Origin of the sequence: Mesorhizobium sp. SARCC-RB16n, assembly GCF_008520305.1 — a bacterium.
Classification (GTDB): Bacteria; Pseudomonadota; Alphaproteobacteria; order Rhizobiales; family Rhizobiaceae; genus Mesorhizobium.
Map to the genome: position 1 here is coordinate 349,017 of NZ_ML703264.1, position 15,931 is coordinate 364,947.

The following is a 15,931-nucleotide window of genomic DNA, read 5'->3' on the forward strand; positions in this document are numbered from 1 at the left end:
TTACGTCCTGACGAAGGTAAGATAGGCCGGCCGCCGGCCCTCGCGGATGGCCTTGGCCTCATAGCGCGTACCCGGCCAGCCCTCATAGGAGCGATGCCAATCCGCCGCTTCCGCAGCCTGCCATAGGAAGGCGCCGTGCACCCGGCAATGCAGCAAGGTCCAGTTCACATAAGTGTCGATGTCGGACGCGAAGCGGAACTTTGCGCCCCGCTTCAGGACACGCGCGAAGCGGTCGAGATTGACCGGGCTGACGAAACGCCGCTTCCAGTGCTTTTTCTTCGGCCAAGGGTCGGGATAGAGAAGATCGATGCCGTCGAGCGAGGACGACGGCAGCCAGTCGAGCAACTGGGTGGCGTCGTCGTCGTAAACCCTGAGATTGGCCAGCGGCGCTGCCCGCACCGCCATCATCATCTTGGCCATGCCGTTGACGAAGGGTTCTACGCCGATGAAGCCGATCGTCGGCGCCTCGATCGCGCGGTGCAGAAGATGTTCGCCGCCGCCAAAGCCGATCTCGAGCCGAACCGCCGAAACCTCGGTTTTGAACAAGGTCCGCAGATCCGACGGCGCTTCAGCCGTCAGATCGAGCCGGTAGGCGCCAAGCCCGCTTTCCAGCGCCGCCGCCTGCTGCGGGCGAACGGGTTTGCCGCGCCGACGGCCGAAGAAGGCTTCGGTCGTGCGGCTTGGCCTGTCCCCGTCACGCATCGATTGGCGCAAGTCCTGCCGCCGCCGTCAGGCCGCGACAGCATCCTTGAGCGCCTTGGCCAGATCGGTCTTTTCCCAGGAGAAGGACCCGTCACGGCCGGCCTTGCGGCCAAAATGACCGTAGGAAGACGTCTTGGCGTAAATCGGCTTGTTGAGATCGAGATGACGGCGGATGCCGGACGGCGACAGGTCCATCACGGTGCGCAGCGCATCCTCGAGCCTGGCCTCGTCAACCTTGCCGGTGCCGTGCAGATCGACATAGACCGACAGCGGCTGGGCGACACCGATGGCGTAGGAAAGCTGGATGGTGCAACGGTCGGCAAGCTTCGCCGCCACGACGTTCTTGGCCAGATAGCGCGCCGCATAGGCAGCCGAGCGGTCGACCTTGGTGGTGTCCTTGCCGGAGAAGGCGCCGCCGCCATGGGGGGCCGCGCCGCCATAGGTGTCGACGATGATCTTGCGACCGGTCAGGCCGGCATCGCCGTCGGGACCGCCGATGACGAACTTGCCGGTCGGGTTGATGTACCACATGCAGTCGTCAGCGATCTTGAGGTCGCCCAATGCCTCGCGGATATAAGGCTCCACGACCTTGCGGACCTTCTTGGAATCCCAGCTTGAATCGAGATGCTGGGTCGACAGCACGATCTGCGTCGCCTCGGCGGCCTTGCCGTCGATGTAGCGGACGGTGACCTGGCTCTTGGCGTCCGGTCCGAGCTTGCCGGCCTCGCCGTTGTTTTCGTGGCGCGCGGCGGCCAGGAGTTCGAGGATCTTGTGGCTGTAATAGATCGGCGCCGGCATCAGGTCCGGCGTCTCGCGGCAGGCATAGCCGAACATGATGCCCTGGTCGCCGGCACCTTCCTCGCCCTGACGGTCGGCGGCGTTGTCGACGCCCTGGCCGATATCAGGCGACTGGCCATGCAACAGAACCTCGATCTTGGCCGTCTTCCAGTGGAAGCCGGCCTGCTCGTAGCCGATCTCGCGGATCGCCTTACGGGCGACGGATTTGAACTTCGCGGGGTTGACGACAGGGTGGCCCGCGGCGTCCTTGAGGATGTTGCCGGCCTTGTCCTTCTTCAGGAGCGTCTCGGGAACGCGCACCTCGCCGGCGATGACGACGCGGTTGGTGGTCGCCAGCGTCTCGCAGGCGACACGGACTTTCCACGGGTCCATGCCGGTCTTCTTGGCTTCACGATAGACCAGATCGACAATTTCGTCGGAGATCCGGTCACAGACTTTGTCGGGATGGCCCTCGGCAACGGATTCCGAGGTAAAGAAGTAGTTCTGCCGCGTCACGGGTGTCCCCTCTTGAAAAACGATCGGCAGGCTGCCGATTTTGGCGCGCCACGTGTTAGCGGGGCAAAGCGCTGCTCGTCAAGCGTTGCCGCGGATCTGGCCTGAATGTCGGAGACGATATCTTGTGCCACCGGCGGCGCACGCCGCCGGTGCAAAGCGCATTGCGATCAGTCGAGATCGTCCTCGGCGAGCGATTTCACCAGGTCTATGATCCTGCGGCGCACCTTGACGTCGGCGATCTTGACAAAGGCCCGGTTGAGCTGCAGCCCTTCGGGACTGCCGCAGAATTCGACGGCGAAAGCCATCGAGCTATCCTCGGCAAAGCCACGGTTTGCCGTCAGTTCCTGGCCTGGCGCATCCTCGAAAAAGAAGGCGACGGGCACGCCGAGTATCGAGGCTATCGCCTGCAGACGGCTGGCACCGACGCGATTGGTGCCCTTTTCATATTTCTGGATCTGTTGAAACGTGATGCCGAGATTCTCGCCCAGTTTTTCCTGGCTCATTCCAAGCATATTGCGGCGAAGCCGGATCCGACTTCCAACGTGAATGTCGATGGGATTCGGTTTCTTCTTGTTTTCTTCTGTCATTTTTTCCTCGCCGAATTTTTTCGGCTTTGTGATTTTTTCCTGCCCAAACAAAGCCGGAGGCGACTGCCCCAACAGAACGATCCACCAGCTTCGAGAAATTTTCAGGCGGTACAGTATGAGTTTCTAATGTGCCAACTGTCAATTCACCCGTAGCCTTTGCCTTACGTTCAACAAGGCCCCTACCAGCGCAAACAGCAACATGATCAGCATTCCGTTAATGCGCCGCTGACTGGGCGAAATGACCATCTGTTCGGAGACAGGCACCCTCACATCGATGGCCCCGCGCGCGTCGATCGCCAGCGCATCGACGACGCGGCCACGTGAGTCGACAACGGCCGAGATGCCGTTGTTAGCAGCACGCAACAAGGGCAATCCGTTCTCCACAGCGCGAATCTGGGCCTGCCTGAAATGCTGATACGGTCCCGGCGTGTCGCCGAACCACGCATCATTGGTAACGTTCACAATAAGCTGCGCTGACGTAGCGTCAACTGCCACCAGATCGGGAAAGATCACCTCATAACAGATAAATGGCAGGGCACGAATGCCGCCCGGCAGCGTGATGGGATGACGCTCGTTGCCGGCTGTGAAAGTCATCGGCCCCGCGACGAGTTGTTCGATGCCGAAACGGCCGAGCAGGTCGGCAAAAGGCAGGTACTCGCCGAACGGCACCAGATGGACCTTGTCCACGGCATCGGTGATCTCGCCCTCGTCGTTGATCGCCACGACGGAGTTGTAGTAGCGGCTGTCGGCGCTTGCCGCCGAGCCGCCCTCTTCGCGCACGACGCCGGCGATCAGCATCTGGCCATCGCCCAGCATGTCGCCCAGCGCCGTCAAGGCATCGGGGCGCTCGGTGAAAAGGAACGGCACCGAGGTCTCCGGCCAGAGAATCAATTGCGGTTTTTCGTGACCCGGATCCGGCGCCTTGGCGGACAGGCCCAGCAAGGTGGCGAAGATGCGGTCGCGCACCGAGGCATCCCACTTTTCCGACAGGTCGACGGCCGGCTGGACGATGCGGACATCGAGACTGCGCGTCGCCGGCTTTTCGGGGGCGGTGAGCCTGACATAGCCAAAGCCGGCATGGGCGGCAGCCAGCACGACAAACAGCACAGCGCCCAGCCGAAGATGCCGGCGCGCCGCCAGCAGCGCCGGCAGTGCGAAAAGGAAGACCGCGAGCGCGTTCATGCCGATCATGCCGGTCACCGAGACGCTCTGCATCAAAAGGGGTACCGGCATCGCCGCGTAGCCGATGGCATTCCAGGGAAAACCGGTGAACAGAAAGCCGCGCAGCCACTCCGCCAGCGCAAAACCGAAGGCAAGGGCCGCGATGCGGCCAATATCGCTGCTCCACAGGAGCCGGGCGACCATCGTTGCAAAGCCATAGAAAAATGCGAGCACGAAAGGAATGCCGACCACAGCGAAGGGAAGCGCCCAGGCAAAGTCGTCGGCCTCGACCAGCAGCGCCGAGCCGATCCACCAGAGGCCGGCGAGGAAATAGCCGAAGCCGAACCACCAACCGACGGCGAAAGCCGGCCGCAGGCGCCGTAACAGGCTGCTGGAGGCCTCGCCGGTCGCGCCGTCGAGCAGCCAGACCAGCAACGGAAACGAAATGAAACAGGCGGCGAAGAAATCGTAAGGCGCCTGGCCCAGCACCGCCAGCGCTCCGGCGAGAAAGGCCACCAGCGCGCGGCGCCAGCCCCAGAGCAGAATTATCCGGCCGGCAAGGCGCACCATGAATACTTCCGAGTCGCGCGAATCAGGAGCCAAGATTTATCAGGCCGCGGCCTGCACTCCAAACGCCGGCGCGATCACCGGCTGCCGCTCTACCGGTGCCAGCCTTCGATGCGCAAGCCGCCCAACCGTTCGGCCTCTTCACGGGAGACGGAACGCAAGGTCTGGGAAAACGTCCAGACATGGCCTTCGGGATCGCGGGCCCGATACTGACGTTCGCCGTAGAACTGGTCCGCCGGCTCCTGGATTACGGCAGCGCCGGCGGCCCGCGCCTGCTCGCAATGCGCATCCAGGCCGTCTTTCAGCCTGACATAGACCGACTGCGTGTTCTTACCCGAGACCGATGCAGGGCTTGCGACATGGTCGGTCCATTCGGAATCGACGATGATGCAGCCATCCCCGAACCGCATCTCGGCATGGACCAGTTTCCCGTCGGTATCGCTGACCACCATGCTGCGCTCGAAGCCGAAGGCCGCCTCGAGCCAATCCAGCGCCGCACGCGGGTCCCGGTAGAACACGCCAGAGCCGAGGACCGGATGCTTGAACGGATCCTCGACGGTCACGGCGCGGCAGCTTTTCAGGCCTGTTCGGTGCGCGCCGTGGCGCGCCGGCGGCGCTCGCCCTTCTGGCTCTGCACGATGCGCACGCGCTTGACGCGGCGCGGGTCGGCGTCCAGCACATGGAACTCGAAGCCGGGAATGGCCTGCACCACCTCGCCACGCGCCGGCACGCGGCCGAGCGTGTTGAAGATCATGCCGCCGATGGTGTCGACATATTCGCCATGTTCACCGGCGGCGAAATCCTCGCCGATCATCTTGGCGACCTCGTCGATCTCGGCCTTGCCGTCGACGATGAACACGCCGTCGCCGGTCTGGGTGATCATCGGCTCATCGTCGTCGTGCTCGTCCTCGATGTCGCCGACCACCATCTCGACAATATCCTCGAGCGAGACGAGGCCGTCGGTGCCGCCATATTCATCGATGACCAGCGCCATTTGCGTGCGCGTCGTCTGCATGCGGCCCATCAAGTCCGAGGCAAGCATCGACGGCGGCACGAACAGGACCTGGCGAATCAGATTGAGCTCTCCGATGGTGCGCGCGAGGTCGACCTGGGCGAGATCGAGAACCGTGGCGACGGGCGTTTTGCGGGTTGCGCGGCCCTTCCGGACGCGCGCAATCTTGGTGATATGGGCCAGAACGTCGCGGATATGAACCATGCCGCGCGGGTCGTCGAGCGTCTCGGAATAGACCGGCATGCGGGAATGGCCGGATTGTTCGAACATGCCAAGCAGATCGCCGAGCGTCGTGGCGATCTCGACCGCCTCGATATCGGCGCGCGGCACCATCACGTCCTCGACGCGCACTTCGCGCAAGCGCAGGATGTTGTTGAGCATGGCCCGCTCGCCAGGCGAGAAGGATTCGACATCGCTCGTCGTCTCGGCGAGCGCGCCGGCGATCTCCTCGCGCAGGCTGGTGCCGTTGCGTTGCCGGAAAAGGCCCAGCACGCGGTTGAACAGGGAGGGACCGGCAGGCGACGGCTCGAAGGCGGCGCTGCCGGTGTTGGCAACACCAGGGGTAACGGTACTCGGACTTGATCCCTCTTCCGACGTATCGGAAGCCTCGATCGCACTGCCGGCATCGGGGCGGGCGGCAGTCTCTGGTTTGTCGTTCATCGTCGTCCGGTCAATTGATCTTTTTAGTTACGCGTAGGGATCGGGAATGGCAAGCCTTGCAAGCGCGGCGCGCTCGATGGCCTCCATCTCCTCGGCCTCCGCGTCGGTCTCGTGATCATGACCCATCAGATGCAGCAGGCCATGGATCACGAGATGGCAGATATGGTTCTCCAGCGGCTTGTCTTCCAGTGCCGCTTCGCGCGCCACGGTTTCGGCGGCAAGCACGATGTCGCCGAGCATCGGCGGCAGCGGACCATCTTTCACATGCGGAAAAGCCGGGAAAGACAAGACGTTGGTGGGCTTGTCCTTGCCGCGCCAGCCGGCATTCAAGGTACGGATATGGGCGTCGTCGGAAAAAACAATGCTGAGTTCGGAACGACCCGTCACACCGGTCTCGGCAAAGGCTGCGTCAACCGCTCTATCGACCAGCCGCGCCAGGCTTGCTTCCCCGGGCCAGTCGCCTGCTTCAACCGAGATATCGATCTCGACGGGAACCGAAAGACTCCCGCCGCCGGATGTGTTGTCCTCAGGCATCAGGCCGCATCGTCACATCAATTCTCGGCACCGAGGCCACGCGCCAGCTTGGCGTCCCGGTCATAAGCCCTGACGATTTCAGCCACCAGCGGATGGCGAACGACATCGACATCGTTGAAGCGCACCGTTACCGCACCTGCCACACCGTCGAGGACACGCAGGGCTTCGACCAAGCCCGATTTGGTGCTCGGGGGAAGATCGATCTGGGTCGGATCGCCGGTGACGATCATGCGCGAGTTCTCGCCGAGACGGGTGAGAAACATTTTCATCTGCATCGGCGTGGTGTTCTGCGCCTCGTCGAGAATGACGGCGGCGTGCGCCAGCGTGCGGCCGCGCATGAAGGCAAGCGGCGCGATTTCTATCACCTCGGCGGCAATCGCACGCTCGACCTTGTCGGCCGGCATCATGTCGTAGAGCGCGTCATAGAGCGGGCGCAGATACGGATCGACCTTCTCCTTCATGTCGCCCGGCAGGAAGCCCAGCCGTTCGCCGGCCTCGACAGCCGGTCGCGACAAAATGATGCGCTCGACCATGCCGCGTTCGAGCAGCATCGCCGCATGCGCCACCGCCAGATAGGTCTTGCCGGTGCCGGCCGGACCGATGCCGAACACCAGTTCCGACCGCTCCAGCGCCCGCATATAGGCGTCCTGGTTCAGCGAGCGGGCATAGATGGTCTTCTTGCGGGTGGCGATCTGGGCGGCCGAGACCTTGCCCTTCCGCTCCAGCGTCGGCAGCGTCAGCTGATCGTCGGCGGCAATCGCCATGCGCACGGCGCCATCGACATCGGACTGGCCAATATCGACGCCCTTCTGCAGGATACCATAGAGATTGTCCAAGGCACGGCGCGCCTGTTCGGCAGCCGAAGCGGACCCTTTTATGGTCAGCTGGTTGCCGCGCGAGCGGATGTCGACGCCGAGCTTCTGCTCGAGCCGGGCCAGGTTTTCATCGAATTGGCCGTAAAGGGCGCTGGCAAGCTTGTTGTTGTCGAAAGTCAGAACGATGTGCGCCATGTCAGAAGCCCCGGATGCTGGTACCGGGGGCAGATTCTTCAGCTCCGCTGCGCTCAACCGTCTCTCCTCATCTGCCGAGACCATCAGGCCAATTCGGCGAACAGGCTGTTGTAGCCCGTCTTCGTGATTCGCACCTTGATAATGTCACCGATTTCGCCGGCCTTTTCATCAACAATAACCGGCTGCAGCCAAGGCGAGCGGCCGACCTTCTGGCCGGCCTGACGGCCAGGTTTCTCGATCAGCGTATCTATGGTGCTGCCGACCAAACTCAAGCCGAAATCCTGCTGTTGTTTCAACAGCAGTGCCTGCAGGCGCTGCAAGCGCTCGTCCTTGACCGTTTCCGGCATGTGATCGGTCATGTCGGCGCCCGGTGTGCCGGGCCGCGGCGAATATTTGAACGAAAACGCCGAGGCGTAATTCACCTGGCGCACCAGTTCCATGGTCGCTTCGAAATCGGTTTCCGTCTCGCCGGGAAAGCCGACGATGAAGTCGCCCGACAGCGCGATGTCGGGGCGGGCGGCCCGTATGCGATCGAGCAGCGCCAGATAATCCCTCGCCGTATGCCTGCGGTTCATCGCCTTCAGAATGCGATCCGACCCTGATTGCACCGGCAGATGCAGATAGGGCATCAGCGACGGCAGGTCGCGGTGCGCGGCGATCAGTTCGTCGTCCATGTCGCGCGGATGGCTGGTGGTATAGCGCAGCCGCGCCAGGCCGGGGATTTCAGACAACCTGAACAGCAGGCGGCCGAGACCCCATTCCTGACCGTTCTCGCCCTCGCCATGCCAGGCGTTGACGTTCTGACCGAGCAGTGTCACCTCGCGCACCCCGGCTTCGGCCAGGCGCTCGGCCTCCGCGACGATCTGCGCCACCGGCCGCGACACTTCCGAGCCTCTCGTATAGGGCACGACGCAGAAGGTGCAGAATTTGTCGCAGCCTTCCTGGACGGTGAGGAAGGCGGTGACGCCGCGCTTGATCACCTCGGCACGCTTCGGCTGCGGCAGGTGTTCGAACTTGTCCTCGATGGCGTATTCGGTCTCGACGATCTTCTCGCCACCGCGCACTCTCGCCAGGACGTCGGGCAGACGGTGATAGGTCTGAGGCCCGATGACCAGATCGACGGCCGGCGAACGGCGGATGATCTCGGCGCCCTCGGCCTGCGCCACGCAGCCGGCGACGCCGATCAGCATCTCTCGGCCGGCATTGGCGCGTTCCGCCTTCATGTCGCGGATGCGGCCGAGTTCGGAATAGACCTTTTCGGCGGCTTTTTCCCTGATGTGGCAGGTGTTGAGCAGCACCAGATCGGCCTCGCCGATGGCAGCGGTCGCGGTGTAACCGTCGGCGGCCAGCGCGTCGGTCATGCGCTGTGAATCATAGACGTTCATCTGGCAGCCATAGGTCTTGATGAAGACCTTCCTCGCTGCCGTGGCACGCAACGCCGGCTGTCCGGCCACCGTGCCGATCTCGTCGCTTTCAATCGTGTTCAAGTCCATCCGGCGGCTTCTAACGCCTTTCCGTGACAAAAAACAGACGATTCTCGGCATGCGTCAGCTGGCGCATGCGGACGACTAACGGCTCGGGAGCGGATCGGCGAGGGCGGCCTGCATCATCTCGCGTACTCGGCTTTCCATCAGCCTCGACGTTTCCTTGCGGTTGGAGCCCTTGGAGAAGGCGATCGGTTCGCCGAAATGCACCTCGACGTCGAGCGCGCCCTCGGCCATCAGCACCTTGAGATGCGGCATCAGGTCCTCGTCGCCGATCCAGGCGGCGATCGGGCGGTGGCGGCGGCCAAGCGGCACGCCGTGCAGGCGCGTATAGGCGATCGCAACCGGCTGGATGAACACTTCCTGCGCGGCACCTTCCGAGATCGCCATCGAGGCAGCGCCGAACAGCGTGCTCTTGAAGGGCAGCACGACATTGCCGTCGCCGGTCGACCCCTCGGCGAACAGCACCATGGCGTCGCCCTTGGCCATACGATTGGCGATCTCGCTGACCTGGTCGCCCGAGGAGCGCTTGCGCTCGCGCTCGATGAAGACGGTGCGCTGCAGCTTCGACAGCATGCCGATCAGCGGCCAGCCTTCCATGTCGGCTCGGGCGATGAACTTCACATCGGCAAAAGAGCCCAGCACCATGATATCGGTCCAGGAGATGTGGTTCGAGGCCACCAGCAAGGGACGTTTGGTCGACAGCGTTCCCCTGACATGAATGCGCATGCCGAGCGCCCGGATGATCAACCTGTGCCAGATCTTGAGGATGACGGTTTCCGGCCACCAGCCGGTTTTCATCGACAGGATCTGCAGCGGCGCGAAAACCAGCGACCCAGCGACGACAAGGCCCAGCGCCAGGAAAATCCTGATTTTTCCGATCATATGTCCTGACCCTAGCCCGGCATCTCGCTAGCGAAGATCGCGGCGCATGACAAGCGCGCCGGTCGGCCCGCGATCGGGCGACTTGTAGTAATCCGGGCGCTTGCCGACTTCCCGAAAACCCAGCCGACGATAGAGGGCGATGGCGGCGGTATTGGTCTCATCGACCTCGAGGAACAAGGCTTCGGCACGCTGCGAATGCAGTTCGCGCAGCACTGCATCCATCAACTGCCAGCCCAACCCCTGGCGGCGATGCGACCGTGTCACCGCGATGGTCAGGATTTCCCCCTCGCCCGCGGCCAGCCGGGCGAGCACGAAGCCAACAGGCGGCTTGGCGCCCTGCCCGGTTTCGCGCGCGGCATAACCGAACACGGTGTCCTGTTCGAGCAAGGCTGCGAACTCACCGTCGGTCCATGGGCGGACAAAATCCTCGCGGTGTAGCACCGACACCGCGGGGCTGTCGGTCACCTTGAGTGGCTCGAGCGCGTAGTCCCGGCGACGCGATTGGAGAAAAGGTATGCGCATTAATTCTCGTTTTCTCGCCTGACCATGATCTGTGGACAAACGGGACCGTTTGTCCGCGAAAACCGGCTTCCACTTTTCGCTAACGCGGTCCTTCGGTTCGGGGTCATGGTCTTTGCCTCGAAAGTATAAACCCGGCCTGCGGCTTGGCATCCGCGCCGCGCAGATAGAGCGGCTTCGGCCTTTCGCCCTGACCTTTTGCGGCAGCCAGCCAGGCGTAGGTCAGAATGTCGGCGGTGGCCGTCCGAGGCCCGATGTCGAAGATGCGGCCGGCGGCTTCGGCGATCAGCGTCGCTGCCGTACCGGCGAGCACCGCTGAACGCCCCGACGCCATGGCCACTGCGTTCGCAAGTGTGGTCACCGCCGGACCGTAAGTCAAACCTGACGTTTCATCATAAAGTGCGGCATGGATTTCCTCGCGTCCGGCATCGAGCGCCGCCAGCACGGGACGGCCCGGAAAGGCGATAGCCGCCTCGGCCGCCAGCGCCTCGAGGGTCGTCACCCCGATTGCCGGTACCTTGAGCGCCAGCGCCAGGCCGCGCGCGGTCGACACACCGACGCGCAGGCCGGTGAAGGAGCCGGGGCCGACGGAGACGGCAATGGCGCCAAGGCCGACGTAGCCGGTCGCGCCGGCCTTCAGCGCATCGGCGATGACGGCCATCAGGTGTTCTGCATGGCCTTTGCCCAGATCGAGCACCGAACGGCCGAGCTCCCGCCCCACCGCCGCGTCGTAGACGCAGGCGGCGCAGAGGCTGGCGGCACAGTCGATGGCGAGAACTTTCATGAAACGACCGGTTCGAGAAACAATTCCCTGTGCCCGCCATGGCGCGCAACCGCAAGGGTATAGTGCATAATTTGTTAAGCGGCTTCGGTTTGGCCTGGCAGAAGAGCTTATGCCACCTGCTCTATGCGCAGCATGTGATTGTCCCAGACATAGTCCGGCTCCGACCGCGTTGCACCGCCGCCCTCGATGATCTCGCCGGCGCCCGTTGTGGCCATGAAACCGGCCCCGTCGGGCGCCACGCCGCAGACCTCGACCAGCGCGCTGGAGGAGACGACCCCGCCGCTGCCCGCATCGATCACGACCAGCGAATTGCCTTCCGGCGAGGAGACTGCAACGGTACCGGCAACAGGATTGGCGGCGACCGAGCCGATATAGTTGCGGAAACCGGACAGCACATCCCGCGGCATGTCGAGCAAAGCCAGTTCCTTGCCCCGCGCGGCACGGCCGACCAGCAGCGGACGATCGGTGCCGGGACCCCGGTACTGGCAACCGAACCAGACGGCGCCGGTCTGGTCGGCATCCATGTGGCGGATCGACAGCTGGTGCAATGCAGCCGGCAATTCGTGCTTTTCGATCAGGTCGCCAGAGACACGGTCGACAAGCACATAGGAGGGTTTCATGGTGGCAATGTTGAGCTCGGCGCGGCCATAATCGGGATGGGTCTCGATGCCGCCATTGGCGACCGCGATCGTCCTGCCGTCACCCAGCAGCAGAAGTTCGTGCGGACCCATGCCGTAGGTCGGGAATTCGCCGATGCGATTGAATTTTGCCCGCGCATCGTAGACGCCGACGACGCCGGCCGCGTTGTCGAAATCGTTCTCGGTGGCGTAGAGCAACGCGCCGTCAGGCGAGAACACCCCGTGGCCGAAGAAATGCCGGCCGGTGATGCTGGCAATGGTCTGCGGGGCATTGCGCCCGGTATGACCGAAAACGACGGCGAATGTGCCGGGCTGGCGGGCGAAGACCACCGAACGCTTCGATATGGGATCGAAGGTGACATCATGGCCGCGATCGGGCAGGTCGATGGCATGCAGAAGCTTGCCGGCCTCGGACAAGATGGCAGCGCCAAAGCTACCGTCGCGCTTGACGAATGCGGTGGCGAACACGGCATCGGCCGCGAGCGTGTTCGCCCAAGCTGACGGCGTCATGGCAGCGGCAAAGCTTGCACCTGCCGCTTTAAGGAAATCGCGGCGGTCGATGAGCGGCGTTTTCAAGGTCAGTTCTCCTTTCGAGCATGATCTTTCCCAAAAAGTCTGTAACTTTTCGGGATCATGCTCAGTCCCCATCCAGCGACGAGAAGCCGGCGGTCAGGCCGAATTCGGCGGTCAGCCTGGTGCCGATCAGGGTCGACAGGCTGGAGGTGATCAGGGCGAAATGCTCGAGTTTTTCGCGCAGCGCCGGATCGGCGAGCGCCTTGTCGATCGGGCCATGGACGGCCTTGGCGGTCGCGACGCCGTTGACCAGCTGGATGTGGATCGATTCCGCCATCCAGCGCGCATCCGGCGACAGCGCATCGCCAAGCTTCGACACCTGGAACAGCGCATCGATGCCGGCCAGATTTCCAGCCAGCGCATTGGCGGTGTTTTGCGAGCGCCAGTAGATCGCCTGTTTTGGCTTGTCGGCGTCGGGCTTGGCGCCCAGAAAACCCTTCAGGCGCACATCGCGGACCATTTCCAGCTCGTTGATGAAGACACCGACCAGTTCGGTGACCGCCTCGTTGCCATCACGATAGAGCGCATTTTGCGGCCCCGGATTGGCCCACAGTGCCGCGAAGCCGTCCGGTTTGTTCCAGGCGGCGCTGACGTCCGCGGCGATGGTTTCGATGTTGCCGGCAACGGATGCGCCATAAGCGCAGCGATAGGATTCGTCCTTGCCCGTCAAGGCATCGGCGCCGTCGCCGTAAAGCACGAATTCCAGTGCGCCGAGTCCCTGCATGGCAACGCTCTTGCCGGCAAGCTGAACAGAATCGGTGGCGGCTGGATCTTTCTCCGACAGCGCCGCCTGCACCTGTTTCAGACCGATGCTCTTGCGGTCCGGCCAGAACAGCATGCGCTCCAGCCTGTTGTTCTCCTTGATCGGCCCGAAACCGATGATCTCGGCCGATGACCAGGCATAGACGGTAGCCGAAAACGCAGCCCGCGCGGCTTCGAGGTTCGCTTGCGAGGGTGCCTCGCAGAGCTTGTGCATCGCCTTCGCTAGGGCTTCCGCATGCTGGTGCAGGCCGTTATATGCCGGGCGGACAAAGCCGTCGATAGCGCGCTGGATGACGTCAGAGGCTTTCACCGCGGCCGATGCGGGCAAGGCGCCCAGCAGAGCCAGCGGAAGAATGAGGACCAGCGCGAAACGCTTCGGCATCAAAGTGACTCCAGTAATTTGACCAATGCATCGCGCTCGGTGGCGCTGGTGGCGGCAAAGCGGTCGCGCGCCTTCTGCGCCTCGCCACCATGCCACAGGATAGCCTCGACCAAAGAGCGCGCTCGGCCATCGTGCAGATAGAAGGAATTGCCGTTGACCGTTTCGGTGAGGCCGATGCCCCATAGCGGCGGGGTGCGCCACTCATTGCCAGTCGCCTCGCCCACGGCCTGGCCGTCGGCAAGATCCGGTCCCATGTCGTGCAGCAGGAAGTCGGAATAAGGCCAGATCAACTGGAACGCCTGCGCCTTGTCAGGCGCATCGCGACGGGTGACGAATTTCGGCGTATGACAGGCAACGCAGCCGATTTCGTAAAAGACCTTCTTGCCGGCGAGCACATCAGGCGAGGCGAGGTCGCGCCGCGCTGGCACCGCCAGGTTCTGCGCATAAAAGGTGACGAGATCCATCACCGGCGCCGGTGCCTCGACGGGGCCGAGACGTTCCTGCACGCCGTTGGGCATGGCGAGGCATTTTTCCTGCGCTGCGGTGCAATCACCCCAGTGTTTCGGCTCCTCGGGCGTCGAGATGCCGATGTCGCCGGCAAAGGCATCCGCCGCCTGCTGGCGGATCGACACCGTCTGCGCTTTCCAGCCGAAACGGCCAAGCGCCAGCCCACCGCTCGGGCCATCACGCACGATGTTCGGCTTGCCGGAGATGCCATCGCCGTCCCTGTCGTCCGGATCGGCATGAGCCAGGATGTCCGCCGGCGCGATCTGCTCGATCAGGCCAAGGCCGATCATGGGCGGTGTCAGGCGCGGTGACAAGGTTGTGCGCAGATCGAGCGCTCCGTAGGCGAGATCGGTGACGGAATAGCTGGGCTTGCGCAGGGAAATGACAGTGCCGTCCGTCAGTTCCACCTTACGTTCCTGATAGTCGACACGCATCCTGCCCTCGCCCCTGAGGCCGGGGACGGCCAGTTCCTGCAACTGCGTGCCGTAGACCGGGTCTGGGAGATTGAGCAGCCTGTGGTCGGCGAGCGCCGCCTTCTCTTCCGCGCTGCTTGCGTCGCGCGCCAGCCGCAGGAACATCGAGGTGGTGCCGGCATCGCCTTGCGGCGGCCGGCCACGGCCATCCTTCAGATGGCAGTTCTGGCAGGCGCGTTCGTTGAACAGGGGCCCAAGTCCATCGGAGGCCTGCGTCGAGGATGGCGACGACACCCAGTTCTTGCGGAAAAGTGCGTTGCCGAGCTTGAAGGTACCTTCTTCCTCGAAGGTGATGTTGGCCGAGGGTTGCGAGAAGGAATCACGGCTGACGTCCTTCCGCGAGGTGCCCGCGCCACCTTGCATCGGTTCGAAGGGCTCGGGTTTGGAGAAATCCACGGTCGGCCCGGTGACGGCGGTGACGCGCGCCTGATCCTTGGCATCGAGGTCGGTGCGGATGGTGGCGAGGCCTTCAGGTTGAAGGCCTCCGGCGATCGCGGAGGATGTCAGCGCCAGCATGAAAATGATACCGCGCCGACCAGCCGATATGGCTGGTGTTTTCCGGAGGGGCAGCGGGGCTTTTGCCTGCCGCAAGCGGCGCAGGAAGTCTAAGAGGCGCCGCATTCCCGCATATCCTTAGTCCGCCTCGTCCGCCGATGCGGCGTTGAGCTGGCCGTATTTTTCCTCGCCGATCGAGGCCAGCAGGTCGAGCTGCGTCTCGAGGAAGTCGATATGGCTTTCCTCATCGGTCAGCAGTTCCTCGAACAGTTTCATCGTCACGTAATCGCCCGCTTCCTCGCAGATTTCGCGCGAGCGCTTGTAGGCTGTACGCGCGTCATATTCGCCGGCAAGGTCGGATTCGAGCACTTCCTTGACGTTCTGGCCGATGCGCAGCGGCGCCACGGACTGAAGGTTCGGATGGCCTTCAAGGAAGATGATGCGGGCCACCAACCTGTCGGCGTGGTGCATCTCCTCGATCGATTCCGCCCGCTCCTTCTTGGCCAGCTTGACGTATCCCCAATCCTCGAGCAGACGGAAATGCACCCAATACTGATTGACGGCGCCGAGCTCCAGAAAAAGAGCTTCGTTAAGCCGCTCGATGACCTGTGGTTCGCCTTTCGTGGGTTCTGCTCCCGTATTGGACGCGCAGGCCTCTGACGCGATCCAGATGCGAAACGATGTCCACGCCGATCGCCTGCGAGCGGCCATGGTAGTTCTCGGTGACCCGAATGATCGTTTCGACCACATTTGGGAAACAGCCGCAACAGCGACCCCGTTTGTGCATGGCGTGATAGACCTTTGCCGGCACGATGAGCTGCCAGGGATCCTGATCCAGCAGGCCGATGATCGTCTGCTCGATCTCCTTTTCGGTGATGATGTTGCAATGGCAGATCAGCATTT

17 protein-coding genes are annotated in these 15,931 nt (G+C 63.2%); all 17 read right to left on the bottom strand.

The genetic code is table 11. The features are described from left to right. On the bottom strand, positions 1–702 hold the full coding sequence (locus C7I87_RS12380; protein WP_149904465.1) for a tRNA (guanine(46)-N(7))-methyltransferase TrmB: 702 nt from the start codon (positions 700–702) through the stop codon (positions 1–3). Positions 703–729: 27 nt separating this feature from the next. Continuing rightward, a complete protein-coding gene (metK, locus tag C7I87_RS12385; RefSeq protein WP_149904466.1) occupies positions 730–1,995 on the bottom strand; it encodes a methionine adenosyltransferase in 1,266 nt (421 codons plus the stop codon). 167 nt (positions 1,996–2,162) lie between these two features. After that, the gene (locus tag C7I87_RS12390) at positions 2,163–2,582 is read right to left on the bottom strand and encodes a helix-turn-helix domain-containing protein (RefSeq protein ID WP_149904467.1); all 420 of its coding nucleotides are present in this window, start codon (positions 2,580–2,582) and stop codon (positions 2,163–2,165) included. A gap of 138 nt (positions 2,583–2,720) precedes the next feature. After that, positions 2,721–4,313, bottom strand: a complete 1,593-nt coding sequence (gene lnt / locus C7I87_RS12395) for an apolipoprotein N-acyltransferase (RefSeq protein WP_149904468.1) — start codon at positions 4,311–4,313, stop codon at positions 2,721–2,723. Between the two features lie 89 nt (positions 4,314–4,402). Continuing rightward, entirely contained in the window at positions 4,403–4,873 is a 471-nt protein-coding gene (locus tag C7I87_RS12400; RefSeq protein WP_149904469.1) for a VOC family protein, read from the bottom strand. Between the two features lie 14 nt (positions 4,874–4,887). After that, complete coding sequence (locus tag C7I87_RS12405; RefSeq protein WP_149904470.1) at positions 4,888–5,982, bottom strand: hemolysin family protein; 1,095 nt, start codon at positions 5,980–5,982, stop codon at positions 4,888–4,890. A gap of 27 nt (positions 5,983–6,009) precedes the next feature. Then, positions 6,010–6,516 (bottom strand): rRNA maturation RNase YbeY, encoded by a 507-nt coding sequence (gene ybeY, locus C7I87_RS12410; protein WP_149904471.1) that lies wholly within the window; start codon positions 6,514–6,516, stop codon positions 6,010–6,012. A 17-nt stretch (positions 6,517–6,533) separates the two neighbouring features. Beyond that, on the bottom strand, positions 6,534–7,526 hold the full coding sequence (locus C7I87_RS12415) for a PhoH family protein (RefSeq protein ID WP_224536181.1): 993 nt from the start codon (positions 7,524–7,526) through the stop codon (positions 6,534–6,536). Positions 7,527–7,609: 83 nt separating this feature from the next. After that, complete coding sequence (gene miaB / locus C7I87_RS12420; protein ID WP_149904472.1) at positions 7,610–9,019, bottom strand: tRNA (N6-isopentenyl adenosine(37)-C2)-methylthiotransferase MiaB; 1,410 nt, start codon at positions 9,017–9,019, stop codon at positions 7,610–7,612. Between the two features lie 75 nt (positions 9,020–9,094). Next, the gene (locus C7I87_RS12425; protein WP_149904473.1) at positions 9,095–9,895 is read right to left on the bottom strand and encodes a lyso-ornithine lipid O-acyltransferase; all 801 of its coding nucleotides are present in this window, start codon (positions 9,893–9,895) and stop codon (positions 9,095–9,097) included. 27 nt (positions 9,896–9,922) lie between these two features. Then, entirely contained in the window at positions 9,923–10,417 is a 495-nt protein-coding gene (gene rimI, locus C7I87_RS12430) for a ribosomal protein S18-alanine N-acetyltransferase (protein WP_149904474.1), read from the bottom strand. A 103-nt stretch (positions 10,418–10,520) separates the two neighbouring features. Further along, a complete protein-coding gene (gene tsaB, locus C7I87_RS12435; RefSeq protein WP_149904475.1) occupies positions 10,521–11,198 on the bottom strand; it encodes a tRNA (adenosine(37)-N6)-threonylcarbamoyltransferase complex dimerization subunit type 1 TsaB in 678 nt (225 codons plus the stop codon). A gap of 107 nt (positions 11,199–11,305) precedes the next feature. Continuing rightward, positions 11,306–12,412 (bottom strand): DUF1513 domain-containing protein, encoded by a 1,107-nt coding sequence (locus C7I87_RS12440; RefSeq protein ID WP_149904476.1) that lies wholly within the window; start codon positions 12,410–12,412, stop codon positions 11,306–11,308. 61 nt (positions 12,413–12,473) lie between these two features. Continuing rightward, a complete protein-coding gene (locus C7I87_RS12445; RefSeq protein WP_149904477.1) occupies positions 12,474–13,553 on the bottom strand; it encodes an imelysin family protein in 1,080 nt (359 codons plus the stop codon). Continuing rightward, positions 13,553–15,154 carry a di-heme oxidoreductase family protein gene (locus tag C7I87_RS12450; RefSeq protein WP_149904478.1) on the bottom strand — a complete coding sequence of 534 codons (1,602 nt, stop codon included), beginning with the start codon at positions 15,152–15,154 and terminating at the stop codon, positions 13,553–13,555. Before C7I87_RS12450 ends, C7I87_RS12445 begins: the two co-directional genes overlap by 1 nt. Positions 15,155–15,166: 12 nt before the next feature. Next, a complete protein-coding gene (gene bfr, locus C7I87_RS12455; protein WP_246696263.1) occupies positions 15,167–15,700 on the bottom strand; it encodes a bacterioferritin in 534 nt (177 codons plus the stop codon). Beyond that, a complete protein-coding gene (locus C7I87_RS12460; protein WP_149904479.1) occupies positions 15,618–15,929 on the bottom strand; it encodes a (2Fe-2S)-binding protein in 312 nt (103 codons plus the stop codon). The genes bfr and C7I87_RS12460 overlap by 83 nt, the downstream gene beginning before the upstream one ends. Positions 15,930–15,931: the final 2 nt, after the last annotated feature.

Coding starts and splice junctions, on each gene's coding strand:
- tsaB (WP_149904475.1), bottom strand. CDS start 11,198: ATGAAAGTTCTCGCCATCGACTGTGCCGCCAGCCTCTGCGCCGCCTGC.
- C7I87_RS12425 (WP_149904473.1), bottom strand. CDS start 9,895: ATGATCGGAAAAATCAGGATTTTCCTGGCGCTGGGCCTTGTCGTCGCT.
- C7I87_RS12380 (WP_149904465.1), bottom strand. CDS start 702: ATGCGTGACGGGGACAGGCCAAGCCGCACGACCGAAGCCTTCTTCGGC.
- C7I87_RS12405 (WP_149904470.1), bottom strand. CDS start 5,982: ATGAACGACAAACCAGAGACTGCCGCCCGCCCCGATGCCGGCAGTGCG.
- C7I87_RS12460 (WP_149904479.1), bottom strand. CDS start 15,929: ATGCTGATCTGCCATTGCAACATCATCACCGAAAAGGAGATCGAGCAG.
- C7I87_RS12450 (WP_149904478.1), bottom strand. CDS start 15,154: ATGCGGCGCCTCTTAGACTTCCTGCGCCGCTTGCGGCAGGCAAAAGCC.
- C7I87_RS12415 (WP_224536181.1), bottom strand. CDS start 7,526: ATGGCGCACATCGTTCTGACTTTCGACAACAACAAGCTTGCCAGCGCC.
- miaB (WP_149904472.1), bottom strand. CDS start 9,019: ATGGACTTGAACACGATTGAAAGCGACGAGATCGGCACGGTGGCCGGA.
- C7I87_RS12390 (WP_149904467.1), bottom strand. CDS start 2,582: ATGACAGAAGAAAACAAGAAGAAACCGAATCCCATCGACATTCACGTT.
- lnt (WP_149904468.1), bottom strand. CDS start 4,313: ATGGTGCGCCTTGCCGGCCGGATAATTCTGCTCTGGGGCTGGCGCCGC.
- ybeY (WP_149904471.1), bottom strand. CDS start 6,516: ATGCCTGAGGACAACACATCCGGCGGCGGGAGTCTTTCGGTTCCCGTC.
- C7I87_RS12445 (WP_149904477.1), bottom strand. CDS start 13,553: ATGCCGAAGCGTTTCGCGCTGGTCCTCATTCTTCCGCTGGCTCTGCTG.
- rimI (WP_149904474.1), bottom strand. CDS start 10,417: ATGCGCATACCTTTTCTCCAATCGCGTCGCCGGGACTACGCGCTCGAG.